Source organism: Streptomyces sp. NPDC020965, from assembly GCF_044333555.1.
Classification (GTDB): domain Bacteria; phylum Actinomycetota; class Actinomycetes; order Streptomycetales; family Streptomycetaceae; genus Streptomyces.
The window spans coordinates 278257-304099 of the sequence record NZ_JBIRRE010000004.1 but is presented as its reverse complement, the minus strand read 5'-3'; the positions used below and the strand labels follow the sequence as shown (position 1 = coordinate 304099).

General features: G+C 70.8%; 22 protein-coding genes. 8 read left to right on the top strand and 14 right to left on the bottom strand.

Annotated elements, in window-relative coordinates:
- The first annotated feature begins 3 nt into the window (after nucleotides 1-3).
- On the top strand, nucleotides 4-1224 hold the full coding sequence (locus tag ACH4S7_RS15105; RefSeq protein ID WP_398521599.1) for a lytic transglycosylase domain-containing protein: 1221 nt from the start codon (nucleotides 4-6) through the stop codon (nucleotides 1222-1224).
- Nucleotides 1225-1315: 91 nt separating this feature from the next.
- Here the strand turns inward: ACH4S7_RS15105 and ACH4S7_RS15100 are convergent, their stop codons facing one another.
- The 3 genes from ACH4S7_RS15100 to ACH4S7_RS15090 form a co-directional block, all read right to left on the bottom strand.
- Entirely contained in the window at nucleotides 1316-1630 is a 315-nt protein-coding gene (locus ACH4S7_RS15100) for a hypothetical protein (protein WP_398521598.1), read from the bottom strand.
- A complete protein-coding gene (locus ACH4S7_RS15095) occupies nucleotides 1615-1992 on the bottom strand; it encodes a helix-turn-helix domain-containing protein (RefSeq protein WP_398521597.1) in 378 nt (125 codons plus the stop codon). Before ACH4S7_RS15095 ends, ACH4S7_RS15100 begins: the two co-directional genes overlap by 16 nt.
- Before the next feature lie 269 nt (nucleotides 1993-2261).
- On the bottom strand, nucleotides 2262-3326 hold the full coding sequence (locus tag ACH4S7_RS15090) for an ATP-dependent DNA ligase (RefSeq protein ID WP_398521596.1): 1065 nt from the start codon (nucleotides 3324-3326) through the stop codon (nucleotides 2262-2264).
- Between the two features lie 52 nt (nucleotides 3327-3378).
- On the opposite strand from ACH4S7_RS15090, the gene ligD reads away from it, so the two are divergent.
- Nucleotides 3379-4389 carry a non-homologous end-joining DNA ligase gene (gene ligD / locus ACH4S7_RS15085; RefSeq protein ID WP_398521595.1) on the top strand — a complete coding sequence of 337 codons (1011 nt, stop codon included), beginning with the start codon at nucleotides 3379-3381 and terminating at the stop codon, nucleotides 4387-4389.
- 186 nt (nucleotides 4390-4575) lie between these two features.
- Here the strand turns inward: ligD and ACH4S7_RS15080 are convergent, their stop codons facing one another.
- The gene (locus tag ACH4S7_RS15080; RefSeq protein WP_398521882.1) at nucleotides 4576-6747 is read right to left on the bottom strand and encodes an OmpL47-type beta-barrel domain-containing protein; all 2172 of its coding nucleotides are present in this window, start codon (nucleotides 6745-6747) and stop codon (nucleotides 4576-4578) included.
- A 74-nt stretch (nucleotides 6748-6821) separates the two neighbouring features.
- A complete protein-coding gene (locus tag ACH4S7_RS15075) occupies nucleotides 6822-9314 on the bottom strand; it encodes a ThuA domain-containing protein (protein WP_398521594.1) in 2493 nt (830 codons plus the stop codon).
- Nucleotides 9315-9615: 301 nt separating this feature from the next.
- Here ACH4S7_RS15075 and ACH4S7_RS15070 point away from each other — a divergent pair, with 301 nt between their 5' ends.
- The 3 genes from ACH4S7_RS15070 to ACH4S7_RS15060 all read left to right on the top strand — a co-directional run bounded on the left by ACH4S7_RS15070 (nucleotide 9616) and on the right by ACH4S7_RS15060 (nucleotide 11887).
- Nucleotides 9616-10614, top strand: a complete 999-nt coding sequence (locus ACH4S7_RS15070) for a multicopper oxidase domain-containing protein (protein WP_398521881.1) — start codon at nucleotides 9616-9618, stop codon at nucleotides 10612-10614.
- A 133-nt stretch (nucleotides 10615-10747) separates the two neighbouring features.
- Entirely contained in the window at nucleotides 10748-11557 is an 810-nt protein-coding gene (locus ACH4S7_RS15065; protein ID WP_398521593.1) for a VOC family protein, read from the top strand.
- Between the two features lie 69 nt (nucleotides 11558-11626).
- A complete protein-coding gene (locus tag ACH4S7_RS15060) occupies nucleotides 11627-11887 on the top strand; it encodes a WhiB family transcriptional regulator (protein ID WP_398521592.1) in 261 nt (86 codons plus the stop codon).
- Between the two features lie 12 nt (nucleotides 11888-11899).
- Here the strand turns inward: ACH4S7_RS15060 and ACH4S7_RS15055 are convergent, their stop codons facing one another.
- The 6 genes from ACH4S7_RS15055 to ACH4S7_RS15030 all read right to left on the bottom strand — a co-directional run bounded on the left by ACH4S7_RS15055 (nucleotide 11900) and on the right by ACH4S7_RS15030 (nucleotide 18298).
- A complete protein-coding gene (locus ACH4S7_RS15055) occupies nucleotides 11900-12424 on the bottom strand; it encodes a hypothetical protein (protein ID WP_398521591.1) in 525 nt (174 codons plus the stop codon).
- A gap of 77 nt (nucleotides 12425-12501) precedes the next feature.
- Complete coding sequence (locus ACH4S7_RS15050) at nucleotides 12502-13161, bottom strand: hypothetical protein (protein WP_398521590.1); 660 nt, start codon at nucleotides 13159-13161, stop codon at nucleotides 12502-12504.
- 56 nt (nucleotides 13162-13217) lie between these two features.
- The gene (locus ACH4S7_RS15045; RefSeq protein WP_398521589.1) at nucleotides 13218-14450 is read right to left on the bottom strand and encodes a hypothetical protein; all 1233 of its coding nucleotides are present in this window, start codon (nucleotides 14448-14450) and stop codon (nucleotides 13218-13220) included.
- Nucleotides 14443-14739 (bottom strand): hypothetical protein, encoded by a 297-nt coding sequence (locus ACH4S7_RS15040; RefSeq protein ID WP_398521588.1) that lies wholly within the window; start codon nucleotides 14737-14739, stop codon nucleotides 14443-14445. The genes ACH4S7_RS15045 and ACH4S7_RS15040 overlap by 8 nt, the downstream gene beginning before the upstream one ends.
- A gap of 125 nt (nucleotides 14740-14864) precedes the next feature.
- Nucleotides 14865-15839: an acyl-ACP desaturase gene (locus ACH4S7_RS15035; RefSeq protein ID WP_398521587.1), complete on the bottom strand. Its 975-nt coding sequence runs from the start codon at nucleotides 15837-15839 to the stop codon at nucleotides 14865-14867.
- A gap of 197 nt (nucleotides 15840-16036) precedes the next feature.
- Nucleotides 16037-18298 carry an ATP-binding cassette domain-containing protein gene (locus tag ACH4S7_RS15030; RefSeq protein WP_398521586.1) on the bottom strand — a complete coding sequence of 754 codons (2262 nt, stop codon included), beginning with the start codon at nucleotides 18296-18298 and terminating at the stop codon, nucleotides 16037-16039.
- Between the two features lie 184 nt (nucleotides 18299-18482).
- On the opposite strand from ACH4S7_RS15030, the gene ACH4S7_RS15025 reads away from it, so the two are divergent.
- The gene (locus ACH4S7_RS15025) at nucleotides 18483-20825 is read left to right on the top strand and encodes an NACHT domain-containing protein (RefSeq protein WP_398521585.1); all 2343 of its coding nucleotides are present in this window, start codon (nucleotides 18483-18485) and stop codon (nucleotides 20823-20825) included.
- Nucleotides 20826-20874: 49 nt separating this feature from the next.
- Here ACH4S7_RS15025 and ACH4S7_RS15020 read toward each other — a convergent pair whose 3' ends face one another.
- Nucleotides 20875-22530 carry an ABC-F family ATP-binding cassette domain-containing protein gene (locus ACH4S7_RS15020; RefSeq protein ID WP_398521584.1) on the bottom strand — a complete coding sequence of 552 codons (1656 nt, stop codon included), beginning with the start codon at nucleotides 22528-22530 and terminating at the stop codon, nucleotides 20875-20877.
- 324 nt (nucleotides 22531-22854) lie between these two features.
- On the opposite strand from ACH4S7_RS15020, the gene ACH4S7_RS15015 reads away from it, so the two are divergent.
- The gene (locus ACH4S7_RS15015; protein ID WP_398521583.1) at nucleotides 22855-23517 is read left to right on the top strand and encodes a GPP34 family phosphoprotein; all 663 of its coding nucleotides are present in this window, start codon (nucleotides 22855-22857) and stop codon (nucleotides 23515-23517) included.
- A gap of 75 nt (nucleotides 23518-23592) precedes the next feature.
- Here ACH4S7_RS15015 and ACH4S7_RS15010 read toward each other — a convergent pair whose 3' ends face one another.
- Nucleotides 23593-24009, bottom strand: coding sequence for an SsgA family sporulation/cell division regulator (locus tag ACH4S7_RS15010; protein ID WP_398521582.1), 417 nt, complete (start codon nucleotides 24007-24009; stop codon nucleotides 23593-23595).
- Between the two features lie 202 nt (nucleotides 24010-24211).
- Between ACH4S7_RS15010 and ACH4S7_RS15005 the strand changes: the two genes are divergently transcribed.
- Entirely contained in the window at nucleotides 24212-25345 is a 1134-nt protein-coding gene (locus ACH4S7_RS15005) for a WD40/YVTN/BNR-like repeat-containing protein (RefSeq protein WP_398521581.1), read from the top strand.
- Here the strand turns inward: ACH4S7_RS15005 and ACH4S7_RS15000 are convergent.
- Nucleotides 25327-25626 (bottom strand): YciI family protein, encoded by a 300-nt coding sequence (locus tag ACH4S7_RS15000; protein ID WP_398521580.1) that lies wholly within the window; start codon nucleotides 25624-25626, stop codon nucleotides 25327-25329. The two genes, ACH4S7_RS15005 and ACH4S7_RS15000, sit on opposite strands and share 19 nt — an antisense overlap.
- Between the last annotated feature and the right edge of the window lie 217 nt (nucleotides 25627-25843).

Sequence of the window (25843 nt, the reverse complement as noted above, 5' to 3'; positions counted from 1 at the left end):
AGAGTGAGGGCCCAGCTCGGGCCGCGCCGCGCCGCCCGCAGGAAAGCGGCCGGTACGGCGGCGGCGGTCACCGCGCTGGCCGCGCTCACCGCCTCCGGCGCCCCCGCCGTCGTACGCGTCGAGCCGGTCAGGGCGCAGCACGTCGCCGCCGCGTACGAGACCCCGGCCGAACTGCCGAACGACGACTCGTTCCATGTGGAACTCCCGCCGCTGCGCCCCTCGCCCACCGCTCCCGCGGTCCGGGCTCCGGCGCCCTCCCCGATCCTGATCACGGGCGCGGTCCGGGCCCAGGCGGGCATTCCGGCCTCGGTGCTGGCCGCCTACCGCCGCGCCGAGACCGTCGTCCGGCGCGGTGACCCGGGCTGCCGGCTGTCGTGGCAACTGCTCGCGGCGATCGGGAAGGTCGAGTCGGGACAGGCCCGCGGCGGCCGGGTGGACAGCGCCGGCACCACGCTCGCGCCGATCCTCGGCCCGGTGCTCAACGGTGCCGGCTTCGCCCGGATCACCGACACCGACGACGGCGCCTACGACGGCGACGGCCGCTTCGACCGGGCGGTGGGGCCCATGCAGTTCATCCCCTCCACCTGGGCGAGCTGGGGCCAGGACGCCAATGGCGACGGGCGGCGGGACCCCAACAACATCCACGACGCGGCGCTCGCCGCCGGGCGCTACCTCTGTGCGGGGGACCGCGATCTGACCGTACGGGCCGACCTCGACCGGGCGATCCTCAGCTACAACCGGTCGACCGCCTATCTGCGGACCGTACTGGCCTGGCTGGAGTTCTACCGGGGTGGCGCGTACGGGGTGCCGGACGGTACGGGGGTGCTGCCCGACAGCCCCGGAGCCGGTGCGAAGGCCCCGGCGAAACGACCGGTGAGCGGGGATGGGGGCATCGTCATCGGTCCGCCGCCGAAGCCGCCGACCCCGCCCCGGCCGTCCCCGGTACCCACACCGTCCCCGTCCCCGTCGGGGGCGCCGTCCCCCGGCCCCAGCCCCACTCCCAGCGCCAGTCCGCCAGGACCGAGCCCGAGCCCCACGCCCACCCCCACTCCGACACCCACCCCCACATCGACTCCCGGCCCCAGCCCGAGCCCGACCACACCGAGCCCCGGCCCATCGGGCTCACCGGGCCCCGGGCCGAGCCCTTCGGCCACGCCGTGCCCGTCACCCGATCCGACGGCGTCGCCCCCGACCGCGCGGACGGAGGAACCCTGCACACCCTGAGCGGGATGTTTCGCTCCGGCCGAGCCCTCCGGGTGGGTGGGGGCTCGGCCGGACGCGACCGGAGTCCCCGCCCGACGGCCCCGGGTCGCGGTCAGCCGGGGATGACACGCTCCCGGCGCAGCGTGGTGAACAGGGTGGCGAACGACGACAGCGTGTCGGCGTGGCCGGTGAAGCCGGCGGTCCGGCTGCGGGTCAGGTCGGTGAAGCACTCGACCGGCCGGTTGAGGTCGCCGTCCGTGTGCCACCAGGAGGCGACGCGGGTGAGGTCGGGTTCGGCGAGGTGCTCCCGCGCCGCCAGCGCGCGCCAGTCGTCCGCCCGGCCCGCCATTTGGTCCGCGAGGGGGCGCGGTCGCTCCGCGTACCCCTCCGGCTCCACCGCCAGCAGCTCCGCTATGCGGGGCCACATCCAGCGCCAGCGGAAGACTCGAGGAGGGCGAGTGTGCGGGGATGCGGTGTCTCGGGCTCGGGCTCCCGAGGTGCGCGGCGGGACGCCGCGGCCCGGGCGAGGTCGTGGAGGTGGGTCCGCTCGGTGTCGTCCAGGCGCAGGGCGCGGGCGAGACCGTCGAGAACGGACTCCGAGGCGTTCTGACCGCGCCCCTGCTCCAGCCGGGTGTAGTACGCGACGCTCACTCCCGCGAGCCGGGCCACCTCGTCCCGTCGCAGTCCCGGCACCCGCCGGCTGGTGTTCCGGGTGACGATGCCGACGCTCTCCGGGACGATCCCGGCGCGTCGGGCGCAGAGGAAGTCCCCCAGGTCGCTCGCGTTCATACGGCGAGCCTACGTCCCGCGACACCGAGGTTCACCGGCCGTGGGTGTCCCTGTCAGGGGTGGGCTGCCGGCCCTTGACCGGGACACCCGGGGGAACCGTGCGCCGGGGGCACCCGGGCGGAGTATGGGCCCGGGGCCCGGGGCTCGTGCAACCGGATCGTCCGACCGTCAGTGGCTCCGGTCGTCGGTGGCCACGGTCGTCGGTGGCGCGGCTGTCGGCCCACCCGCCCCGACTGTCAGCAGTCCGGGGCCGGAGCGGGAACCCCTCCTCAGGGAGCCGACAGCACCTCCGCCAGGTCGTACCGCACCGGCTCCTCAAGCTGGGCGTAGACACAGTCGGCGGGCTCGCGGTCGGGGCGCCAGCGGCGGAACTGGGCCGTGTGCCGGAACCGGTCGCCCTCCATGTGGTCGTAGGCGACCTCCACCACCCGCTCGGGGCGCAGCGCCAGCCAGGACAGGTCCTTCTTACCGGTCCAGCGGCTCTGCGCCCCCGGCAGCCTCGCGGCCTCATGGGCGCTCTCCCGCGCCCACTCGGCCCAGGGGTGCCCGTCGGCGGGATCCATCCGCAGCGGTTCCAGCTCCTCGACCAGCTCCGCGCGCCGCTTCATGGAGAAGGCCGCGCAGACGCCGACGTGTTGGAGCGTGCCCGTACCGTCGTAGAGCCCGAGCAGCAGGGAGCCGACCACCGGGCCGCTCTTGTGGAGCCGGTAACCGGCCACGACGACATCCGCCGTCCGCTCGTGCTTGATCTTGAACATCAGCCGGGCGTCCGGCCGGTAAGGCAGATCCAGCGGTTTGGCGACGATGCCGTCGAGACCGGCGCCCTCGTACCGCTCGAACCACTCCTCGGCGAGCTCCCGATCGGTGGTGGCGGGTGCCAGATGGACCGGAGGCCGGACGCCGCGCAGCGCCTCGGTGAGCAGGGCCCGTCGATCGGCCAGCGGCGCATCCAGCAGGGCGCTGTCCCCCAGCGCCAGCAGATCGAAGGCGACGAAGCTGGCCGGGGTGCGTTCGGCGAGCGTCCGGACCCGGGAATCGGCCGGGTGGATGCGCTCGGTGAGCCGGTCGAAGTCGAGCCGTCCCTCGTGCGCGATGACGATCTCGCCGTCCACGACACAGCGCTCGGGCAGTCGCTCCAGGAGAGCGGCGGCCAGCTCGGGGAAGTAGCGGGTGAGCGGTTTCCCGGTACGGGAGCCGATGACGAGCTCGGTGCCGTCCCGGTGCACGATGGCCCGGAAGCCGTCCCATTTGGCCTCGTACTGCATCCCCGGCGGGATCTTCCGCACGGACTTGGCGAGCATCGGCTTCACGGGCGGCATCACCGGGAGATCCATAAGGCGAGTGTCCGGTATGCGAGGAATGTTGGCGCGGCATACGCTGACGCACATGGCCGGAGCGGTGGAACTCGACGTGGGGGACCGGACCGTACGCGTGTCCAATCCCGACAAGGTCTACTTCCCCGAGCACGGCTACACCAAGCTGGACATGGTCCAGTACTACCTGGCCGTCGGCGACGGCATCACCCGCGCGCTGCGCGACCGCCCCACCACCCTGGAGCGCTACCCCGATGGGGTGACCGGCGAGTCCTTCTTCCAGAAACGGGCCCCGAAGTATCTGCCCGACTGGATCCCCACGGCCCACATCACCTTCCCCAGCGGCCGGTCCGCCGACGAGATGTGCCCCACCGAACCCGCCGCCGTGGTGTGGGCCGCCAACCTCGGAGCCGTCACCTTCCACCCCTGGCCCGTACGGCGCGACGACACCGACCACCCCGATGAGCTGCGCATCGACCTCGACCCCCAGCCCGGCACCGACTACGCCGACGCCGTGCGCGCCGCCCATGAACTCCGCGCCGTCCTGGACGAGGCGGGATTGCGCGGCTGGCCCAAGACCTCCGGCGGACGCGGTCTCCATGTCTTCGTCCCCATCGAACCCCGCTGGACCTTCACCCAGGTCCGGCGCGCCGCCATCGCCTGCGGGCGGCTGCTGGAGAGCCGGATGCCCGACCGGGTGACCATCAAGTGGTGGAAGGAGGAGCGCGGCGAACGGATCTTCGTGGACTACAACCAGACCGCCCGGGACCGCACGATCGCCTCCGCCTACTCCGTCCGCCCCCGCCCGCACGCCCCGGTCTCCGCGCCGCTGCGCTGGGAGGAGATCGACGACGCCGTGCCGGAGGACTTCGACATCGTGACCATGCCCCGGCGCTACGCCGAGGTGGGCGATGTCCACGCGGACATGGACGAGCGGCGCTTCAGCCTGGAGAGCCTGCTGGAGGCGGCGCGCCGGGACGAGGCGGACCACGGCCTCGGCGATCTGCCGTACCCCCCGGAGTACCCGAAGATGCCGGGCGAGCCGAAGCGGGTCCAGCCCAGCCGCGCCCGTAAGCCGGAGTGACGGCACCGCGTACCCCGCCCGGCCACCCGTACCCCCGCGCATCCCGTCCCCCCGGCGGTCCGGTCCCGGCAGGCAGGGCGAAGGCCCCCTTCCGGGCCGGTGGAAGGGGGCCGGTGCGCGGATGGAGCCATGGTGGCCGGAGCGCCACGGCTCCATCCGGCTCTCCATCCGGCCCTCTGTCCGGCTCTACAACTCCTGGACGCGGATGTTCCGGTAGGAGACCACGTCCGTGGTGCCGTGGACCTGGAGGCCGATGTACCCCGAGGCGTAACGCCGGCCGTCCGTGCCGGGGTCATCGCCGCGCGGCGGGACGAAGTCCTGTCCACCGCTGTTCTCGAAGGTGTTGATCAGCACCCCGTCCCGGAGGACGGAGTACGTCTGGCCCACCACCCGGATCTCGTACTCGTTCCAGCTCCCCTTCGGCGTCACACCGGCCCCGCCGAGGCCGACCCGGTCGAATCCGTAGACCGAACCGGTCTTGTACATATCGCCGTCGGGCCGGTCCAGGATCTGCACCTCGTGCCCGTACTTGATGGCCACCCACTCGGGGCGCGACTCCTCCGGATGGTCGTGGACCCCGGGGAAGCGGACGAAGACACCGCTGTTGGCGTTGGAGGCGCCCGGGGCGTCGTCGCGCCACTGGAGCTTGAGCGAGAAGTCCCCGAACCGCTGCTGCGGGAACCAGAGCATCCCCAGACCGCCCTTGGACGTCCCGCTGGTCATCGAGCCGTCGGCGTTGAGCCCGAACGAACCGCCGCCCACGTGCTGCCACCGGTCGAACGACGTGCGGGAGCCGTCGAAGAGATCGCGGTAGCCGGTGTTCTGGCCCGGCTTGCCGATCCCGGACTTCTTGGCCGTGCGGTAGACCTTCGTGTGCTCACGCTGGTCGATGACGGACTCCGCGAGGAGGGTGTCGAGGACCTTGTCCACATGCTTCAGGAACAGCGCGTGCGACGACCAGGACCGCTCGTCCTCGATCAGCTCGTTGATCGTGCAACGGGCGCGGGTCATCCGGTTCGGGACACCCGAGTCGACGGCGCCGACGATCACGGTGCGCCGCTCGTCCCACTCGGGGCAGTTGGGCGCGGGGACCCCGCCGCCCTCGGCGACGGTGAAGGTCACCTTCCGGGCCTGCGCGGTGTTGCCCGCGTGGTCCGTCGCCCGGTGCAGCACCGAGTGGAAGCCCGTCCGGTCGACCACGAGCGGGGCGGTGTAGGCCAGGTACGGGCCGCCGTCCAGCGAGTACTCGACCTTGGCGACGCCCGAACCGCCGGCGTCGGTGGCGGAGACGGTCACCTTCGCGCTGGTGAGGTAGGCGCCGTCGGCGTTCCGCTCGCCCGTCACCTCGGCCGCCGTGACGGGCGGTTCCCTGTCCGGCGTGGGTGCCGCGACCACCGTGAACTCCACGGACTTCGCCGCCGCCGCGTTCCCGGCCCGGTCGGTCGCCTTGAACCGGACCGTGTGGGCGCCGACCGCGTGCACCATCACCGGCGCGGTGTAGGGCTGCCAGGCGCCGTCCGCGCCGATCGCGTACTCGACGGTGTTGACGCCCGAGCCGCTGTCGGACGCGCTCACGGTCACGGTGGCCATGTCCAGATAGCGGCCCTGGCCGTCGCGTTCACCGCTGACGGTCGCCGAGGTCTCCGGCGCGGTGGTGTCGTCCGTCGGCGGCGCGGCGACCCGGAACTCCGCCGTCTTCTCCGCCGCCGTGTTCCCGGCCTTGTCGGTGGCCCGGTAGCGGATGGTGTGGGCGCCGACCGTGGAGACGACGACCGGCGCGGTGTACGCCTGCCAGGGACCGTCGGCCCCCACCGCGTACTCGGTCCTGGCCACGCCCGAACCGTCGTCGGTCGCGGATACGGTGACGGTCGCCTGGCCGACGTACGCGCCGTCCGCGTTCCGGTCGCCCTCGACCTTCGCCGACGTGGTGGGCGCGGTGGTGTCCTCGCCGGTGCCCTCGGTGACGGTGAGGATGCCCTGCATGGCGCCGTGGCCGGGGATGGTGCAGTAGAAGCGGTACCGGCCGGGGGTGAGGGTGACCTCGGCGGTGTACTTCCCGCCCTGGTCGTCGTTGGGGTTGGCGAGGATGTTCAGCGGTACGTCATGGTTGTACTCGGGGTCCGTGACGTCGAACGTCAGGGTGTGCGGCATCCCGGTGGTGTTGCCGGTCGCCTTGCTGTTCTCGAAGACGATCGTCGTCTTCCCCTCCACCGCCGTGGCGGGGAAGGTCAGATAGCGGTCGATGGGATCGCCGGCCGTCCAGGTCAGCACCTGGGCCGCCGCTGCCGGGGACTGTTCGGTCCCTCCGGGCTGGGTGGTCCGCCCGTACGCGACCGCCGACATCAGCCCGACGACCATGGCCACGGAGGCCACCAGCGCCGTCCACAGCCGGGCCGCTCGCCGTCGTGCCCTGCTCACTCGTCCCACCGGTCTCATCGGGCCGCCTTCCGCGCCAGTTGGTCGGCGGACGGGGTCGCCGCGCCGCCGTTGTACGTGATGTGCCAGAGCGCCGACCGGGAGTCCGAGGTGAAGAACCCGCGCCCGTAGTCGAGGACGTAGAGCGATCCGTCCGGCGCGAACTTCCAGTCCATGAGGTTGCGGATGCCGTTCGCCCCGATCGGGATGATCTTCTTCAGGGATTCGGCGTGCACCGGCAGACCGCCCTTGCCCACGGTCTTCGGGTCGGTGAGCACCGCGTGCCGGGGCTGGTCACCGTCGTAGAAGTCACCCACGAACCACTTGCCGTCCCAGTAGGCGGGCCACTTCTTGGTGCCGGGGCTCGTCGCGTCATAGCGGTAGACCGGGCCGTTCATGGTCGCCTGGCCGCCGCCCTTCAGCCAGGGCAGCAGCAGCTTCTGCTCACCGAGCTGGTAGCTGGGGACTCCGTTGGCGTCGCGCGGGAAGTCGGGGCCGCCGCCCTGGGGCGCGTACCAGATGGTGTTCGAGGTGACCGGCGGCACCTTCACCAGCCCGTCGTTGTGGGGCGATTCGTTCCGCGGCGCGGCGCAGTCGTACCAGCCCAGCGGCTTGCTGGGATCCGGCAGATTGCGGTCCCGGTAGGGCTGGTTGTTGCCCATGCAGAACGGCCAGCCGTGGTTGCCCGCCTTGGTGATCGCGGCGAAGGTGTCGTACTTGGCCGGCCCCCAGGTCGGCGACGGTGCGCCGGCGTCCGGGCCGACCCAGCCCGCGTAGAGGATGTCCGTCTTCCGGTCGACGAAGATACGGGCCGGGTTGCGCACCCCCATCACATAGATCTCGCCCCGGGTCTTGCCGCCGCCCTCGTCCGGCTCCTGGCCGGTGAAGAGGTTGCCCGCGGGGAGTGTGTAGGTGCCGTCGTCCTCGGGGTGGATCCGCAGGATCTTGCCGTTGAGGTTGTTGGTGTTGCCGGAGGTGCGGCGGGCGTCCGCGAAACCGAGGCCCTTGTAGGCGGGCTGCGGATTGTTGCCCGAGTAACCACCACTGAATCCGGAGGAGTTGTTGTCCCCGGTGGCGATGTAGAGATTGCCCTTCGAGTCCCAGGCCAGGCCGCCGCCCGCGTGACAGCAGCTATGGATCTGCACCGGCCAGGACAGCAGGACCTTCTCGCTGGCCAGGTCCAGTTTCCCGGTGGCGTGGTCGAAGGTGAACCGGGAGACCCGGCGATCACCCACCCGCTTGTCCCGGTCGATCTCCGCATGGGGTGTGTAGTGCAGGTACACCCAGCCGTTGGCCGCGAAGCGGGGGTCCAGCTCGATACCGAGCAGCCCCTCCTCGTTCTTGATCAGCTCATCGCCGCCGCCCTTGTTGCCGAAGACGGCCAGCTCCCCGGCGAGCGTCACCTTCCGCGTCGCCGGGTCGTACACATGGATCTCCCCCCGGCCCTTGCCGATATCCGGGTTGTTCCAGTCGGTGACTACGGGTTTGCCGGCGTCGGCGCCGCCCCGGCCGATGTAGAACACCCGGCCGTCGGCTGCGGTCACCAGCCCGTGCGGCTCGCCGATCTGGTCGTTCTGGCCGGGCTGATTGGGGTGGGTGACCCGCTCGGCCTGGTAGTTGGCGGTGATGGTGGCCTTGCAGTCGGCCCGGGAGAGCCGGGCCGTCCAGGCGAGCGCGCCGCGCAGATGGTCGCGGAAGTCGGTCTCCGCGAAGCTGTCGACCGTACCGCCCATACCGGTGTAGAAGGATCGGCCGCCGTCGTAGTCGCGGCACCAGGAGACGGGGTGGTCCCAGCCGTTGGCGCCGGTCCCCGGCTGGTACGAACTCTCCTTGACCCGGGCCACGGTGTGCACGCTGCCGGAGGGATTGACGGCCCAGTTGAACCATTTGTCGGGCCGCTTCCACTGGAGCGGAAGGGACTTGGTGGCCGGATGTAGACGGTCGCCCACCTCCACGACCGCCCGCTGCACGGCACTCGCGGCACCGGTGGGACGTGCGCCGACCAGCCCCGTGAACCAGTCGGAGTACGGCTCCGTCCGCGCCGCGTCATGGATGCCGACGAAGCCGCCGCCGGCCTCCATGTACGACTCCAGGCCCGCCTCCTGGGCCGGGTCGAGCACATCGCCGCCACCGGTCAGGAAGACGACCGCGTGGTACTTGCCGAGCTTCCTGGCGTTGGTGAACACCGAGGCGTCGTCCGTGGCCTCGGTGGCGAACCGCCCGGCAGCGGGGCCGGTCAGCCCGATCGACTCGATCGCCGCGATACCGGCGTCGACGGTCGGGGACTCGGCGCCGGCCGAGGCGTGGAAGACCAGGACCCGCACGCTCTTCCCGCCCGGTGGTGACGGCAGGGACAACGTTGTCGACCTTGACTCTCCGGGCTCCGGCGGCGGTTTCGCGGTGGCGACACCGCCCGCCCCGAGCAGGGAGACGATCAGTGCGCCGGTCCCAAGGGCCGCCGCCGACAGGTTTCTCCGGGATCTCGACCTGTGATGTGGTGCGCGCTGCATATGGTCACCCGCCCCTCTCTGGTCACGCCTTTCCGATCAGGACAACAGCCATGGAAGCTAGACCTCTTTTCGCGGTTCGCCAATAGCTACGACCGTAAAAGAACGAACTTTGTCCTGAGTGTGGATAAACAGGGAGTCCCGGGCTACGGTGTGGCCGTCCTCGGGGTCCGCTGAGCCCCGACAATCCCCCGATGTGAGTGGAGAGTTCCGCATGGGCGACGGTATGGGCCACGGCATGACCGGAGGCGGGAACGGGGTCCGGGGCGACGGTGTGAGACGCGGTACGAGTGCGGGCGAGGGGCTGGCCAGACGGAGCTTCAGCCGACGGCTCCTCGCCGGGAGTGCGGCCGTGGCCGGTGTGACATCGTTGTCCGTCGCCTCCGCCCCGCATGCCGCCGGCGTCGTCGCCCCGGCCCCGCGCAGCGCGCCGAAGACCGCCCCGGCCGGGGGGCGGGTGCGCCATATGAAGCTCTACGCGGAGAAGTTGGCCGATGGGCGGATGGGGTACGGCCTGGAGAAGGGCAAGGCATCGGTCCCCGGACCGCTGATCGAACTGACCGAGGGCGACACCCTGCACATCGAGTTCGAGAACACCATGGACGTACCGGTCAGCCTGCATGTCCACGGAGTGGACTACGACATCGCCAATGACGGCACCCGACTCAGCCGCAGCCATGTCGAACCCGGCGCCACCCGTACGTACACCTGGCGCACCCATCTGCCGGGTCGGCGCGCGGACGGCACCTGGCGGCCCGGCAGCGCGGGGTACTGGCACTACCACGACCATGTGGTCGGCACCGACCACGGCACGGGCGGCATTCGCAAGGGGCTCTACGGTCCACTGGTCGTCCGCCGCCAGGGCGACATCCTGCCCGACAAGCAGTTCACCATCGTCTTCAACGACATGACGATCAATAACCAACCGGGCCACACCGGACCCGACTTCCGTGCCACGGTGGGGGAGCGCGTCGAGATCATCTCCATCACGCACGGCGAGTTCTACCACACGTTCCATATGCACGGACATCGCTGGGCGGACAACCGAACCGGCCTGCTCGCCGGCCCGAACGACGTCAGCCGGGTGATCGACAACAAGATCACCGGTCCCGCCGACTCCTTCGGCTTCCAGATCATCGCGGGCGAGAACGTGGGTGCGGGAGCCTGGATGTACCACTGCCACGTGCAGAGCCACTCGGACATGGGCATGGCGGGACTCTTCCTGGTGGCCAAACCGGACGGCACCATCCCCGGCTACGACCCGCACCACGCCTCTGGAGGCAAGCCGCACTCCGCCCCGTGACGCTCCGTACTCGCCACGACCGCCGGGGGGCGTACGGCCCCCCCGGCGGAGGGGGCCTACAGGTGCGGACGTACGGGATCGGTAGCAGACTCGGGAACGAGAGGACGAACGGGACCTCACGAAGGAGCGCCCCATGCTCACCACCCGCTATGTCACCGGCTCCCCGAACTGGCTCGACCTCGGCACCCCCGACCTGGAGACGGCGACCGCGTTCTACGGCGGACTCTTCGGCTGGGAGTTCCGCTCGGCGGGCCCCGACGCGGGTGGCTACGGAATGTTCCAGCTCGACGGCCGTACGGCGGCGGGCGGTATGACCGTCCCCCCGGAGCAGGGCCCGCCCTCCTGGAACATCTACTTCCAGTCACCGGACGCCGACGCCACGGCGGACGCGGTGCGCGGCGGCGGCGGGACCGTGCTCTTCGAACCGATGGACGTCTTCGACCTGGGCCGGATGGCGGTCTTCACCGACCCGTCCGACATCCTGTTCGGCACCTGGCAACCGGGCCGGAACAAGGGCCTGGACGTGGCGGCGGAACCCGGCAGCCTCTGCTGGCTGGAGCTGTACACCCCGGACCAGAACGACGCCCTGGCGTTCTACACCGGCGTCTTCGGCTGGGAGACCTCGATGATGGCGCTCCCCGGCGGCACCGGCGCCTACACGATGGCGCACCCGGCCGGCGAGGCCGCGGAGACGATGTTCGCCGGTGTCGTCCCGCTGTCCTCCGACCCCACCGAGACGGGCGCCTACTGGCTGCCGTACTTCGAGGTGCCCGACTGCGACGCGAGCGTGGCGAAGGCGGGGGAACTGGGCGGCACGGTACGGATGCCCCCCGTCGAACTGGAGGGCGTGGGCCGCTTCGCGAAGCTGGCGGACCCGACCGGAGCGAGATTCGCGGTGATCCAGGGGGCGCAGGTGGCACAGGAGAACGCTGAGGCGGCCTGACGCCCCCCGGTGTCCGTTGTTGATGCTTCATTGATCGGCCGTTTATCGGGATGGGAAACCGTGTGCCGTATGCCGATCAACACCACTCTTGCTCCCATCACCTCCGAGGACGAACTCTCCTGGCAGGAGACCGCACTCTGCGCCCAGACGGGCCCCGACTTCTTCTTCCCGGCGCCCGGATCGTCGACGCAGGACGCGAAGCGGCTGTGCGGGGCGTGCGAGGGGCGGGTGGCGTGCCTGGAGTACGCGCTGAGGCATGACGAGAAGTTCGGGGTGTGGGGCGGACTGTCGGAGAAGGAACGCGAGCGGTTGCGGCGGAGCCGGGGCTGACCGCGGGGGGCTTCAGGTGGTGTGAACCTGGCCCCCTCCGATCAGCTCGGCCCGCTCGGCGAGGGCGTCGTCCTCGGGGGTGCCGGGGGGAACCGGCGCCCGCGGGGACTCGGGGACGACGCGGACGGGGAAGTGGCCTCCGACGGGGGAGGCGACTCCGCCGAAGCGGGGGTCACCGGCGAACCAGATGGTGCCGGGGGCGGGGTTCTGTTTCCGCATGAGATCGACCGAGAACGGGGTGAAGCGCAGGACGGGGGAGTGGTCCTCGCTGAACCTGATCCTGATGACCTTTGGGGATTCGCCCGTACGACGGGGATAGTCGCAGGAATAGGTTCGCCAGGGATACACCTGGAGGATCCTGGCGACTCGCCTGGTGCGGTGGAGAGCTAAGGCGGTGACCCACAGGAGCAGGGGATACACGAAGAGGCCGAACACCACCAGGCCGATGCTTTGACGCAGGGGCTGACCAAAGCCCGCGCAGCCGGCTGCGGCTGTCGCGCCCAGTACCAGGATCAGCCAGGCTCGGCGCTTGGCCACGAGGTTGCGGTGGCCCACGACGGTGGGCGGATGATCCCAAGCCGCTTCGCTGTGTGGGAGGGCAGGCGGCTGTGTGGTCATGAAAGCACATCCAGGATGCGGGAAGCGCGTTGAGATGAGGGATCCACCGGCTGAGTGGGCAACGGTGGTGTGAAGGTCATCGTCTGTGCGATTCCCTCAAGGATGCCGGTGTACGACTGCGCCAGGTGGGTTGCCGCGCTGGTGAGATCCGCGACAGCGAGGTGGGTCCCGTCGGGACAGGGCACCGTAAGCCGGGCCTGGAAGACTTCGCTCGCTTCGGCGACGATTCCCCGCTGCGCCATCGTGGCGGGAGTCGGTGCGGCCAGCGAACCGGTCACAAGAGCTGCTGTACCAATGGGTAACTCGATCCGCCGACAGGTATTGCCGCTCCACAGCGGCGAGTTCACGGCTGCGAGACCGGCCCGGACGGCCAGTAGATTACTCGTGGACGGTGCTGCCTTGATCATGGATAGGCAGAAAACGGAGACGCTGGTGCCCTGTCGGTCATCCGGGTGCATGCCGAACGCTGTGTGGACGCCTCCGTGTTCGCGCATTGTCCGCAGCAACGAAATCGATGCGTGTGCGTCACGTAGGGCGTCCTCCACGGCCGAGGGGTCGTCGAGAACGGGCTTCAGCAGAGCTGAGATTGTGCGTTCCAGATCAGCCATCTCGATCTCGCTGATTGAGTAGTAGCCCGGTGGCATCAAGAACCACATGGGTGGGGGAGGATCCGAACATTCATCGTGCACGGGTGCGCTGCCTTACGTCGGTGTCAGCGGGTGAGCGATGCCCACGCCTGAGAGAGCTTGGCTGCAGAACTGGGGCCGTCATCGAGCACTGCGCGAGCGCCGTCCACTCCTGTGGCACCGCTCGTGTAAGTCTCGTCGTCGTTTAACGGGGTGTAGTGACTCGCTGCTGTTGCCGCCCCGGCAGTCGGGAATCCGTATTTCACCGTCGACTTCACCCCTTCGGGGGTGCTCCGCAACGCCCATTCGGTGAGCGGGTTCTCCACGTGACGCATGTCGTCCATGGCGCTCTTCGCGCCCTGTGTGAACCCTGCGTAGCCGACATGCGTCATGGCCACCGCGCCTGACTCGCCGGCTGCGGTGGCCGCATGTACTGCGGTCGAAGCGGATTTCGCACCGTGCGCGATGGATGCCACACCAGGTACCGATCCGAGGGCATCGCCGGTCAGCGTCACCACGCTGTCCCAGAAGCCCGCGTTGAACTCCCCCTTCGTCAAACCCTCCTTGAGGGATCTCCGAAGGTGTGGGTCCGCCGTGTGGAGGGCCAAAGCGCCGATACTCGCACCCGTCCCGATGAACAAGAGGGCCAGCCCGAGAGGTGGGCAGCTCGCTCCCAGAATCAGGGCCAGAAAGCCCGCACCGGCCGAAACATCGGAGAGGACATCCCCCAGGTCCTCATCCACCCACTCCAGCACCTTGTCCAAGAGCCCTGGTTCCTCCGGCGCCAGCCGTTCCGCCCACCTCAGCCCCTCCGCGACCTTTCCCGCCGCCGCCCGGTGGGTCTCCTCCAGCTCGCGGGCCAGGCGGCGTACCCCCGCCAGGGACTCGCGGGCCTCCCGGACCGTCTCCGTCGCCCGGTGGAGTTCCCGGGCGGGTGGGTCGGGGAGGGAGCGGAGGTGGGTTGCGTGGGGTTCGGCGTGGGAGAGGGTGGTGAGGGCCTCGTGCGCGAGGGTGTCGTAGTGGCGGGCCGTCGACTGGTGGCTCACCAGATCGTCGTGCCAGCGTCCGAGGGCCGAAGCCGCCCGTGCCGTGGAACGGTGCGCGGCGCGCAGACAGGTGGCCGTCTCGTCGTCGAGCGCCGTGCGGAACGCGTCCGCCGCCTCCCCGTGCCAGTGGTGGCTCTCGGCGGTCAGCCGGTCGATGAGGCGGTGGGCCGTGCCCAGGGCCTCGGCTGACGCGCGCAGTCTGGTGCGGAGTGCGGCGACGGCGGGTGGGCTTCCCGGGGCCGGGTCCCAGCCGAGGTGCGGGTAGTCAGGCACGGGGCGGGACCGCCCGGAAGGCCGCCTCGATGGCCTGGTCGAGCTGGGCGTGGGCCCGGTGGCTCAGCCGGACCCCGTCGTTGAGCGCTCCGATCCGGTCCCGTAATCGGTCCGCGCCATGGGCCCAGTGCTGCTGGAAGGCGTCGCACGCCGCGTCGAGTTCGGCCGAGCCCAGTTGGTCGGAGCGGATGTGGTCCAGCGCGCGCCGCGCCTCCGCCAGTGAGGTCAGTGACCGGTCCAGCGCGTGCGCGAAGCGGTCCAGTCCGTCCATGTCCACCCGGAGATCCATGGCCGGACACCCTGGCAGATCAACGGGTCGGGAGGACAGCCACGTCACCCACTCGGGGGGCGTGACGGCGAGGAAGGGGCGGATCGCGGTGTGCGCGATCCGCCCCCTCGATGCGGTGTGGGCGGTCAGCCCGCCGCGCGGGCCGCCATCCGGGCCTTGCGGGCCGCGAGCTTCGCGTCGAACTTGGTCGCCTCGGCGTCCAGGCCGTTCATGTAGAGGCCCAGCTCCTCCTGCGCCTTGAGTCCATCGGGGCCGAGCCCGTCGATGTCCAGCACCTTCAGGAAGCGCAGTACCGGCGCGAGGACGTCGTCGTGGTGGATGCGCATGTTGTAGATCTCGCCGATCGCCATCTGCGCGGCGGCCCGCTCGAAGCCGGGGATGCCGTGGCCGGGCATCCGGAAGTCGACCACGACGTCGCGGACGGCCTGCATGGTCAGGTCGGGGGCGATCTCGAAGGCCGCGCCCAGCAGGTTCCGGTAGAAGACCATGTGCAGGTTCTCGTCGGTCGCGATGCGCGCCAGCATCCGGTCGCAGACGGGGTCCCCCGACTGGTGGCCGGTGTTGCGGTGGGAGACGCGGGTGGCCAGCTCCTGGAAGGCGACGTACGCGACGGAGTGCAGCATCGAGTGCCGGTTGTCGGACTCGAACCCTTCCGACATGTGCGACATCCGGAAGGCTTCCAGCTTGTCCGGGTCGACGGCGCGCGAGGTCAGCAGGTAGTCGCGCATCACGATGCCGTGCCGACCCTCCTCCGCGGTCCAGCGGTGCACCCAGGTGCCCCAGGCGCCGTCACGGCCGAAGAGGCTGGCGATCTCGTGGTGGTAGCTGGGGAGGTTGTCCTCGGTCAGCAGATTCACCACGAGCGCGATACGGCCTATGTCGGTGACCTTGGACTGCTCCGGCTCCCACGCCTCGCCGTCCTCGAAGATGCCGGGGAAATTGCGCCCGTCACCGAACGGGACGTACTCGTGCGGCATCCAGTCCTTCGCGACCTTGAAGTGCCGGTTGAGCTCTTTCTCCACGACCTCCTCCAACGCGTACAGCAGTCGGGCGTCGGTCCACGCTTCCGAACTGCCGAGGTGGGGAGAGGTGATCGTCACTGGTGCTCCTGGGGACGGGAGAGTTACCTACGTAGTCGTAGGTTACGAGACCGTAGGTTAAGGGTGCAGTAAGCATCGGTCCAAGCTCGCCCCGGATGTGTACGACTACATTCTGTTATGTCCGCTGGTTGTGGGGGTGTGAGCGGGGTTTTCTGCCGTCATGGGAGAGACAGCTCACACCCCCCGTCCGGGGGAGGTCACCGCGCCAGGTCGCGCCGGAGGTACTCGCCGGTGAATGAGGTGGGGTGCGCCAGCAGCCGTGCCGGCGTCCCCTCGAAGACGAGCCGGCCGCCGTGCTTGCCGCCGTCGGGCCCCAGATCCACGATCCAGTCCGCGCGCTTGACGACATCCATGTTGTGCTCGACGCAGATCACCGAGTTCCCCGCGTCCACCAGCCGGTCCAGCAGGGCCACCAGGGCGCCCACATCGGCCATGTGCAGACCGGTGGTCGGCTCGTCCAGGACGTACACACTGCCGGTACGGTGCAACTGGGTGGCGAGCTTGAGGCGCTGGCGCTCACCGCCCGAGAGCGAACTCAGCGGCTGCCCCAGGGTCAGATACACCAACCCGACCTCGTGGAGCGTGCGCAGCTTCCGCCGTACCCCTTCGTCCGCGAAGAACTCCGCGGCCTGAGCCGCCGTCATCCCCAGGACGTCGACGATGGATCGGCCCCGGACCCGGTGGCGCAGCACCTCGGGATGGAAACGGCGGCCCTCGCACGCGTGGCAGACGGTGGTCACCGGGTCCATGAACGCGAGATCGGTGTGGATGATCCCGCGCCCCGAACACTCCGGGCACGCTCCCGACGAATTGAAGCTGAACAGCGCCGGTGCCACGCCGTTCTCCGTCGCGAAGACCTTGCGGATGGTGTCCATCACCCCCAGGAACGAGGCCGGCGTTGACCGCGATGAGGCCGTGATCGCCCCCTGGTCGATCACGATCGACTCCGGATACGCGGCGGTGAACACCTCCGACACCAGGGTGGACTTCCCCGAGCCCGCCACCCCCGTCACCGCCGTGAGCACACCGGTGGGGAACCGTACGTCGATGTCCTGGAGGTTGTGCAGATCAGCGCCGGTGACCGGCAGCCAGCCGGCGGGGGAGCGGAAGGACTCCTTCAGCGGGGTGCGGTGGCGCAGCGACCGTCCGGTCACGGTGTCGGCGTCCCGCAGCAGCGCCCCCGGCCCCTCGTACACCACCCGGCCGCCTTCGGTGCCCGCCGCCGGGCCCATGTCCACGATGTGGTCCGCGATGGCCATCACATCCGGGTCGTGCTCCACCACCAGTACGGTGTTGCCCCGGTCGCGCAGCCGGATCAGCAGTTCGTTGAGCCGGCCGACGTCGCGGGGGTGCAGTCCCACGCTCGGTTCGTCGAAGACGAAGGTCAGACCGGTCAGTGAACTGCCCAGATGGCGCACCATCTTCAACCGCTGCCCCTCACCGCCCGAGAGAGTGGTGGTCTCCCGGTCCAGCGAGAGGTAGCCGAGGCCGATGCCGACCAGCCGCTCCAGCTTCGTCCGCGCGGCGGAGGCGATCGGGCCGCCCACCGGGTCGTCGATCCGCCGGAGGACCTCCACCAGGTCGGCGACCTCCATCCTGGTGTGGTCGGCGATGGTCAGCCCGTCGATCCGGGTGGCCAGCGCGGCCTCGTTGAGCCGGGCCCCGCCGCACGCCTCGCACACCCGCTGGGTGACGAAGCGTTCGACCGAGGCGCGCCGCCCTTCGGAGAGGTTGGCGGTGTCCCGGTTGAGATACAGCCGGGTGAAGCGGGTGACGACGCCCTCGAACCGCCCCCCGGCCGCGCCGGCCGCCGGCTCCGCCCGTACCGCGCCGTCGGATCCGTGGAGCAGCGTCTCGCGCTCCGCCGCCGTGTAGTCGCCGACGGGTTTATCGAGGTCGAAGCGGCCCGAGTCGGCGTAGAGGTTCCACTCCCAGCCGCCCACCGACAGCCCCGGCAGCAGCAGCGCCCCTTCGCGGAGCGACTTCGACGGGTCCACCGCCCGCTCGGCATCGAGCCGCACCGTCTTCCCCACGCCGTCGCAGACCGTGCACATACCGGACGGATCGTTGAAGGAGTACGCGGTGGCCGCGCCGGCGCTCGGTGTGCCGTGGCGGGAGAAGAGCACCCGGATCGCCGAGTAGATGTCGGTCATCGTGCCGACGGTCGAGCGCACATTGCCGCCGACGGGCTTCTGGTCCACGACGATCGCCACCGACAGTTCGTCGATCTCGTCCACGTGCGGCCGCTCGTACTTCGGCAGTCGGTTGCGGAGGAACGAGGTGAAGGTCTCGTTGAGCTGCCGCTGCGACTCGACGGCGATGGTGTCGAAGACGATGGAGGACTTGCCCGAGCCGGAGACCCCGGTGAAGACGGTGATGCGGTTCTTGGGGATGGTGAGGGAGACGTCCCGCAGATTGTTCTCGCGCGCGCCGACGATGACGATGTCGTTCTGAGCCATACGGGTGACGCTAGCCAGCAATCCGGACACCTTCTGTCGGGATTTACGTCGGCGCCGGTACGAAGGACCGGATCGCGCCCGCGTGGAGGCCCCGTGGGGACCACGGTACGGAGCGGTCGCCCGATGGTGTGGTCCCGGGTGGACTCCCCGCCCGACGGGGCGGTGCGCGCTTACGGTCCCTGCCATGGAGACGGGGGAACGCCGCACGAGGCGGGCGCTGTGGGGTTTCGGAGCGGTCTTCGCGCTGCTGGGAGCCGCGAGCCTGGTGTGGGCGGTGCGGGCGTGGCAGCGGCCGGGCATGGCGGACGCCGGGGACCAGGCCAGGGTGCTGGGGTTCGCGGCGAGCGCGGTGGGGCTCCTGCTGAGCGCCGCCTCGCTGGTGGTGGCCTGGCTCGGATACCGGGCCGGCCGGCGCGAGCACACCGCCGAATCCGCCTCGTCACTCGCCGACGCGTTGGCGGTGGCGGTACGCCGAGCGTGGGAGGCGGAGGCGCGGTCGCGCCGGTTGAACGATCCCTATCCGCTCCCGGTGTCCTGGCGTGCCGCGCCCGCCGCGCTGGCCGATGTGCCGGAGGGGGCGGTGGACCCCGCGGGACGGGACGACGGGATCGGCGTCCTCCTCCGCGAACGGCTCCCCGCCCCCCGGCTGGTCGTGCTGGGGGAGCCGGGGGCCGGTAAGAGCATGTTGCTCGTACGGCTGCTGCTGGACCTGTGCGACCAGCGGGCCGACGGCGACCCCGTGCCGGTGCTCTTCCCGCTCTCGTCCTGGGACCCGGCCGCCGACGAACTGGACGTGTGGATGGAGCGTCGGCTGCGGACGGACCACCCGGCCCTGGCCGCCGACCACGGCCGGACCAGCCGGGCGGGGGCGTTGCTGGAACACCGGCTCGTCCTCCCGCTGCTGGACGGATTCGACGAAATGGCGCCGGCCGCGCGGGCGGTCGCCCTGGACGCGCTCAACCGGTCCCTGCCCGCCCCCCATCCCTTCGTGCTCTGCGGCCGTACCGCCGAGTACCGCCGGGCGCTCCACCCCGCCGACGGCGTACCGGTCCGTCTCGGCCGTACCACGGCGATCGTGCTCGACCCGCTGGACGCGGCCGACGCCGACGCCTATCTGGTGCGGGACGCGGGCGGCGACCACACGCCGGCCGCCGCCCGCTGGTCCGCCGTACGGCGCGGACTCGGCTCCGACTCCCCTGTCGGGCGGGTGCTGGACACACCCCTCGCCCTCTTCCTGGCCCGTACGATCTACAACCCCCGCCCCGGCGAGGGGACGAGGACGCTGCCCGACCCCGACGAACTGTGCGACCTCGTCAGGTTCCCGACCGCCGAGGCCCTGCGCACCCACCTGTTCGAGGCGTATGTGCCGGCCGCCTACCGAACCGACCCCGGCCGACCGTGCGCATGGACGCCCGAACGCGCGGAGCGGTATCTGATCTTCCTCGCCCGACATGTGCGCGCGCTCGGGACGGCGGACATCGCCTGGTGGTCCCTGGCGCGGGGGCTGCCGCGCGGTGTGCTGACCCTCCTCAAGGGAGTGGCCGTCGGTGTCATGTGGTGGTGCGCGCTGGTGGTGACCTCACTGGCCCTGTGGTGGCTCATCGCGACGGAGGCGCCCCCGGAGCTGCTCGCCGCCGTCGTCGTCGGCGCCTGGTCCGCCGCCGATCCGCTGATGTTCACACCGATGGGGGAGACGCAGCGGCGGGTCATGGCGAACCCCGGCCCCGATCAGATGATCCTGCTGCCGATGGCCCTGCCCACCCTGCTGCTCTGCGCGTTCGCCGTCGTCCTGCTCTCCAGGATCCATGTCAGGGAACGCCCCGCGGCCCGGTTGCGCTGGCGGCCGGACGTCGCCGTGGCCGGTCGCTCCGTGCTCGTCGGCGCCCTGGCCGGCGGCTGCGTCGGCATGGGGCTGGGCGACCTTTCGATGGGGGCCACCTCCGCCTGTGTCGCCCTGGTGATGACGGCGGCGCTGACCGGATGGCGGACGGCACCGGCCGATCTGACGGGGACGGTCTCGCCGCGCCGGGCGCTGGTGGCGGACCGCGACGCCCTGCGCGGGTATGTGCGGCGGATGGTGCTGTTCTACGGAGTGCTGGGAGCGCCCGCGCTCGGCACTCTGGTGGACCTGGTCGACCAACTGACCTCGGTGGACGAGGAGGCCGCGCCCGAACTGTGGGGCGTGGCCTACGCCGCCGGTATCGGCCAGGTCCTGGGTGTGATTCTCGCGCTGGCCGTCGTTCTCCACCGCACCGCGTCCGCGCCGTGGTTCCTCGCCCGTCACTACCACGCCGCGCTCGGCCACCTCCCCCGTGATCTGCTCGCCTTCCTGGAGGACGCCCACCTCCGCGGTGTGCTCCGGCAGGCCGGCGCCGTTTACCAGTTCCGCCATATCGACCTTCAAGAGCAGTTGAGCGGGCGACCGGGCGGCGGACGCGGCGCACCGGTGACGGAGCCGCCGCCGGACGCCGAACCGGCGCCCGCCCGGTCTCCGGACCGGGCGGGCGGGCCGGGGACCGGGCGGTGACGCCCCTTACCCGCCGCCGCGGGGCCGCCGTCCCGGCGGATGACGCGCACTACATCGGGGTGTTCACCGGCAGCCTGCCCTCCCGCACGTCCGCCACGTCGATATCGCGCAGACCGCCGTCGTCCAGCAGCAGCCAGCGGGTGATCCCGATCGACTCCAGGAACGGCACATCGTGGCTGGCCACGATCAGCGCGCCCTCGTAGGCGTCCAGCGCTGCCGTCAGCCTCCGCACGCTCGCCATGTCCAGATTGTTGGTGGGCTCGTCCAACATCAGCAGCTTCGGCGCCGGTTCGGAGAGCAGCAGTGCCGCCAGGGTCGCCCGGAACCGCTCCCCACCGGAGAGCGTCCCGGCCGGCTGGTCGGCCCGCGCGCCCCGGAAGAGGAAGCGCGCGAGCTGTGCCCGGATCCGGTTGTCGGTGGCGTCCGGCGCGAACCGCGCCACATTCGCCGCCACGCTCAACTCGTCGTCGAGCACATCGAGCCGCTGGGGCAGGAAACGGTGCGGCACCTGGGTCTCCGCCTCGCCCGAGACCGGCGCCAGCTCGCCCGCGATCGTGCGCAACAGGGTCGTCTTACCGGCCCCGTTCCGCCCGACGAGCGCGATCCGCTCCGGTCCGCGCACCTCGAACTCGCCCTTCACCTCCGTCCCGTACCGCAGGGTCAGTTCCTTGAGCCGCAGCACACCCCGGCCGGGGTGGACCGTGGTGTACGGCAGCTCGATGCGGATCTCGTCGTCGTCCCGGACGGCCTCCGCCGCCTCGTCCAGCCGCCCCCTGGCCTCGGCGAGCTTCTCGGTGTGCTCGGTACGGAGCCGGCCGGCGGACACCTGGGCCTTGCGCTTGAGCCCGTTGGCGACGATCTTCGGCACCCGCTTCTCGTCCTGCGCCTTCTGTCCGAACTTCTTGCGGCGCGCCAATTTGACGTGTGTTTCGGCCAGTTCGCGCTTCTGGCGCTGGACATCGGCCTCGGCGACCCGCACCATCCGCTCGGCCGCCTCCTGTTCGACGGCGAGCGCCTCCTCGTACGCGGTGAAGTTCCCGCCGTACCAGCGGACCCCGCCGTCGCGCAGATCGGCGATCTGGTCGACCAGCTCCAGCAGTTCACGGTCGTGGCTGACCACGACGAGCACACCTGACCACGACGCGACGGCGTCGTACAGCCGCCGTCGCGCGTACAGATCGAGGTTGTTGGTCGGTTCGTCCAGCAGGAGTACGTCCGGCCGGGCGAGCAGCAGGGCCGCGAGCCGCAGCAGGACGCCCTCGCCGCCGGACACCTCGCCGATGGTGCGATCGAGCCCGATGTGGCCGAGTCCGAGTTGATCGAGGGTGGCGAGCGCCCGCTCCTCGACATCCCAGTCGTCACCGACGGCGGTGAAGTGCTCGACGCTCGGGTCGCCCGCCTCGATGGCGTGCAGCGCGGCGCGCGTCCCGGCGATACCGAGCACCTCGTCCACCCGCAGGCCGGTGTCGAGCACCAGATTCTGCGGCAGATAGCCGACCTCGCCCATGGTCCGGATCGAGCCCTCGGCCGGTGTCAGCTCGCCGGCGACCAGCTTCAACAACGTAGACTTTCCACACCCGTTGAGGCCGATCAGACCGGTCCTTCCCGGTCCTACGGACAGCTGGAAATCGTCGAACACCCCCGTGCCGTCGGGCCAGGCGAAGGTGAGGGAGGCGCACAGGATATGGGTGGAAGCGGTAGACATAAGGGGTCTCCTTGCCGCGTGGAAGGGATCATGGCAACAGGTGGAGACACCGCGGTTCGCACGTCGGGAGCCGAGAGCACATCAGTGGCCGACAGGCCGAAAAGATAGGGTCCCGGTCCGGAAGGACTGCTCGAACGCCGAGGTCGCACGCACTGCGCACACGCCGATAGCGGCGGTGACGCACGGTGTCTCAAAACCTCAGACGAGCAATGTCCTACTCCGATCGGCGACAACAGAACCGTTCTACACAGTAAGAAGGCAGGTGGGCACTGTCAACGAATTAACGGGCATCACCTGCGCAGCAGACACAGGGAGCAGCACGACATGACCGATGGATCGCTTTCGCTGGCCGCCCGGCTCTATCTCCTGACCTGGGACACGGACAAGTCGAAGGCCAACGGCACGTCCCATCCGAACTACCTCGTCCGGGCCGGGGCGCTCACCGAACTCGCCCAGCGCGGGCTGCTCGTCGACGAGGACGGATTGGCGCGGTCCGGCAGTGACACCCGCACCGGTGATCCGGTGCTCGACCGGGTGCTGGAGCTGGTCGAGGAGTCCAAGCCGCGCAAGTGGAAGAGCTGGGTCACCCACCGGTCGACGGTGACGCTGGACGATGTGCGCGACCAGCTCGCCGGCTCCGGTCATCTGGAGATCGGCAGTGGTCTGTTCTCCCGCAAGAAGTACGCGCTGGCCAGGCCCGATGTCGTCAAGGCGCTGCGGTCGGACGCGCGCGAGATCCTGACCGGGACGACCTCCCCGGGCGAGATCTCCGAGCTGGACGCCGCCGTCGTCGCCCTCGCGGCGGGCGCCGAGGTGCGCACCTTCGTCAGCGGCAAGGAGCGCAAGCAGTACAAGGACCGGCTGGTGGCGCTGACGGACCGCAGCGGTGCCACGGCGCCCGCGCTGAAGAAGGTGATCGAGGAGGTACGGATCGCGGTGATCGTGGCGGTCACGACCTCGGCGGCGATCTCGGCGAACGGGAACTGACCCCCCGGCGGTCCCCCGGCTCACCCGCGGCCGAGCCGGGGGACCGCCCCGTACACCCGCCCGCCGCGCCCCCGCTCAGCGGGCGTCGCGCAGCAGCTCCGTCAGATGCTGGTCGAGGTCGAGGAAGAGATGCTCCCGGCCCCAGGGGACGACCCCCTGCGCGCGCTGGAGGAAACGCCGTAGCTCAGTGGTGCGGACGTGCACCACGGCGACACCCTCCGGGGCGTGGAACTCCATCACCGTACGGTCGAAGCCGTACGGCCGGACCCGGACGTCGCCCACCCCGGCCGGCTCGTCGACACCCGCCGCCAGCAGATCGCGCCCGAAGGCCCAGGAGATGTCCGTGCCCTCCAGCGTCGCGGGGGCCGGGAAGTGCATCCGTACGGCGAAAGGGTCATCGCGGTCGTAGCGGAGCGTCGCCGGGACCGACTCCATCCGGGGCGCCGAGGCGACCATCCTGGCCTGTACGGCCTGCTCGATGACGATGGACAAGTCCTGCTCCTTCGTGCCGTTCCGGACGCCTCCCTGATACCGGGAGAGACGGCGAACGGCCCGGTCGAGTGCATTCCGGGGGTGGGTGACATGTGTCACCGCCCGCGGTTTCCTCCGGGCCGGGGTTCGACGCGGGCCCCGACAGAACCCAAGCACCCACGCTCTGGACGGGGTTCCGGCGTGTGGGCTAGCTTCCAGCGCCATGACGTCCATGGGGAAGACGAGACAGACGGTTTCGGTGGGACTGTGCGCTGCGGCGGTGGCCGCGGCGCTCATGGCGCCGGCCCAGGCCGCGCCCACGGCTGTGGCCGGCGACGGGCCGCGGTGGAGCCTCAAGGAGACCGGTGCGGAGGTACGGTTCCGGGGCCTCGCGGCCGTCAACCGGGCGACCGCCTGGGTGGCGGGCTCCCGGGGCACCGTGCTCCGCACCGCCGACGGCGGTCGGAGCTGGCGGAATGTGTCCCCGCCGGGGGCGGAAGGGCTGGAGTTCCGCGATATCGAGGCGTTCGACGGCCGCCGCGCGGTGGTGCTGGCCATCGGAGAGGGAGAGGCATCCCGGATCCTGCGCACCACGGACGGCGGGATCAGTTGGACCGAGTCGTTCCGCAACACCGACCCGCGGGCGTTCTACGACTGCATCACCTTCTTCGACAGCCGCAACGGGCTCGCCATGAGCGATCCGGTGGACGGCAAGTACCGCATCCTCTCCACCCGTGACGCCGGAAAGTCCTGGCGGGTGCTCCCGAGCGCCGGAATGCCCGCCGCGCAGCCGGGCGAGGCGGGCTTCGCGGCCAGCGGCCAGTGTCTGGTCAGCTCCGGCCCCCGGGACGTCTGGTTGGCGACCGGCGGCGGCGCAACCGCGCGCGTCCTGCACTCCGCCGACCGCGGACTGAACTGGACCGCCGCCGAGTCCACCCTCCCGGCCGGGGACCCCGCCCGCGGTGTCTTCGCGCTCGCCTTCCGGGACCGGCGGCACGGGATCGCCGTCGGCGGCGACTACCGGGGCGATCAGCAGTCCCCGCGCGCCGGGGCGGTCAGCAAGGACGGCGGCCGTACCTGGCAGCAGTCGGCGACACCACCGCCCGCCTACCGGTCCGGGGTGACGTGGCTGCCGCACAGTCGGGTCGCCGCGCTCGCGGTGGGGCCGACCGGCACCGACCTGACGGTCGACGGCGGCCGGCACTGGCGGACCGTCGACACCGGCTCGTACGACACCGTCGACTGCGCGCCCGACTTCGGCTGCTGGGCCTCGGGCGAGAAGGGCCGGGTCGCGCGGCTGGAACTCCGGGGGAGCCGGTCGGGGATTCCGGGCGGCGACTACCCGAGCGGTGGCTGACGGAAGGGCGCCAGCGCGGGTACGGTCCGGGTCGCGATGAACTCCGTGATCCGGTAGGCGCAGACACCACCGACCGTGAAGGGGTCGGCCGCCGCGATCTCCTCGATCCGCGCGCGGTCGTCCCCCACGGCCAGGATCACCCCGCCGTCCCGCGGGTTCTTCCGCCCCGACGCGATGAACACCCCCGCGTCGTACCAGCCGTCCAGCCAGGCCAGATGCGCTTCCATCAAGGCGTCGGCGCGCTCCACGGGGGCGGTGTAGGTCAACTCCAGTACGAACATGCGCGCCAGGCTACGGCACCCCGCCGAGGGGACCCGGCTCAGCCCGGGAGCCTGATAACCCCTGGGCGGGGGCGCCGAGAACGGCACCGCAGCCCCCGGGTGGGAACGGATGGGATGGGCTCTCCCGCCTGTGCGGCATCCATGGCATGGCACCCGGTGGCGCCGGGTGCCATGCCATGGCGCGGGATGGCGCGGGATGGCGCAGCGTGGCACCGCA

Coding starts and splice junctions, on each gene's coding strand:
- ACH4S7_RS15100 (WP_398521598.1), bottom strand. CDS start 1,630: ATGTGGCCCCGCATAGCGGAGCTGCTGGCGGTGGAGCCGGAGGGGTAC.
- ACH4S7_RS15095 (WP_398521597.1), bottom strand. CDS start 1,992: ATGAACGCGAGCGACCTGGGGGACTTCCTCTGCGCCCGACGCGCCGGG.
- ACH4S7_RS15090 (WP_398521596.1), bottom strand. CDS start 3,326: ATGGATCTCCCGGTGATGCCGCCCGTGAAGCCGATGCTCGCCAAGTCC.
- ligD (WP_398521595.1), top strand. CDS start 3,379: ATGGCCGGAGCGGTGGAACTCGACGTGGGGGACCGGACCGTACGCGTG.
- ACH4S7_RS15080 (WP_398521882.1), bottom strand. CDS start 6,747: ATGGTCGTCGGGCTGATGTCGGCGGTCGCGTACGGGCGGACCACCCAG.
- ACH4S7_RS15075 (WP_398521594.1), bottom strand. CDS start 9,314: ATGCAGCGCGCACCACATCACAGGTCGAGATCCCGGAGAAACCTGTCG.
- ACH4S7_RS15065 (WP_398521593.1), top strand. CDS start 10,748: ATGCTCACCACCCGCTATGTCACCGGCTCCCCGAACTGGCTCGACCTC.
- ACH4S7_RS15060 (WP_398521592.1), top strand. CDS start 11,627: ATGCCGATCAACACCACTCTTGCTCCCATCACCTCCGAGGACGAACTC.
- ACH4S7_RS15050 (WP_398521590.1), bottom strand. CDS start 13,161: ATGTGGTTCTTGATGCCACCGGGCTACTACTCAATCAGCGAGATCGAG.
- ACH4S7_RS15040 (WP_398521588.1), bottom strand. CDS start 14,739: ATGGATCTCCGGGTGGACATGGACGGACTGGACCGCTTCGCGCACGCG.
- ACH4S7_RS15030 (WP_398521586.1), bottom strand. CDS start 18,298: ATGGCTCAGAACGACATCGTCATCGTCGGCGCGCGCGAGAACAATCTG.
- ACH4S7_RS15025 (WP_398521585.1), top strand. CDS start 18,483: ATGGAGACGGGGGAACGCCGCACGAGGCGGGCGCTGTGGGGTTTCGGA.
- ACH4S7_RS15020 (WP_398521584.1), bottom strand. CDS start 22,530: ATGTCTACCGCTTCCACCCATATCCTGTGCGCCTCCCTCACCTTCGCC.
- ACH4S7_RS15015 (WP_398521583.1), top strand. CDS start 22,855: ATGACCGATGGATCGCTTTCGCTGGCCGCCCGGCTCTATCTCCTGACC.
- ACH4S7_RS15005 (WP_398521581.1), top strand. CDS start 24,212: ATGACGTCCATGGGGAAGACGAGACAGACGGTTTCGGTGGGACTGTGC.
- ACH4S7_RS15000 (WP_398521580.1), bottom strand. CDS start 25,626: ATGTTCGTACTGGAGTTGACCTACACCGCCCCCGTGGAGCGCGCCGAC.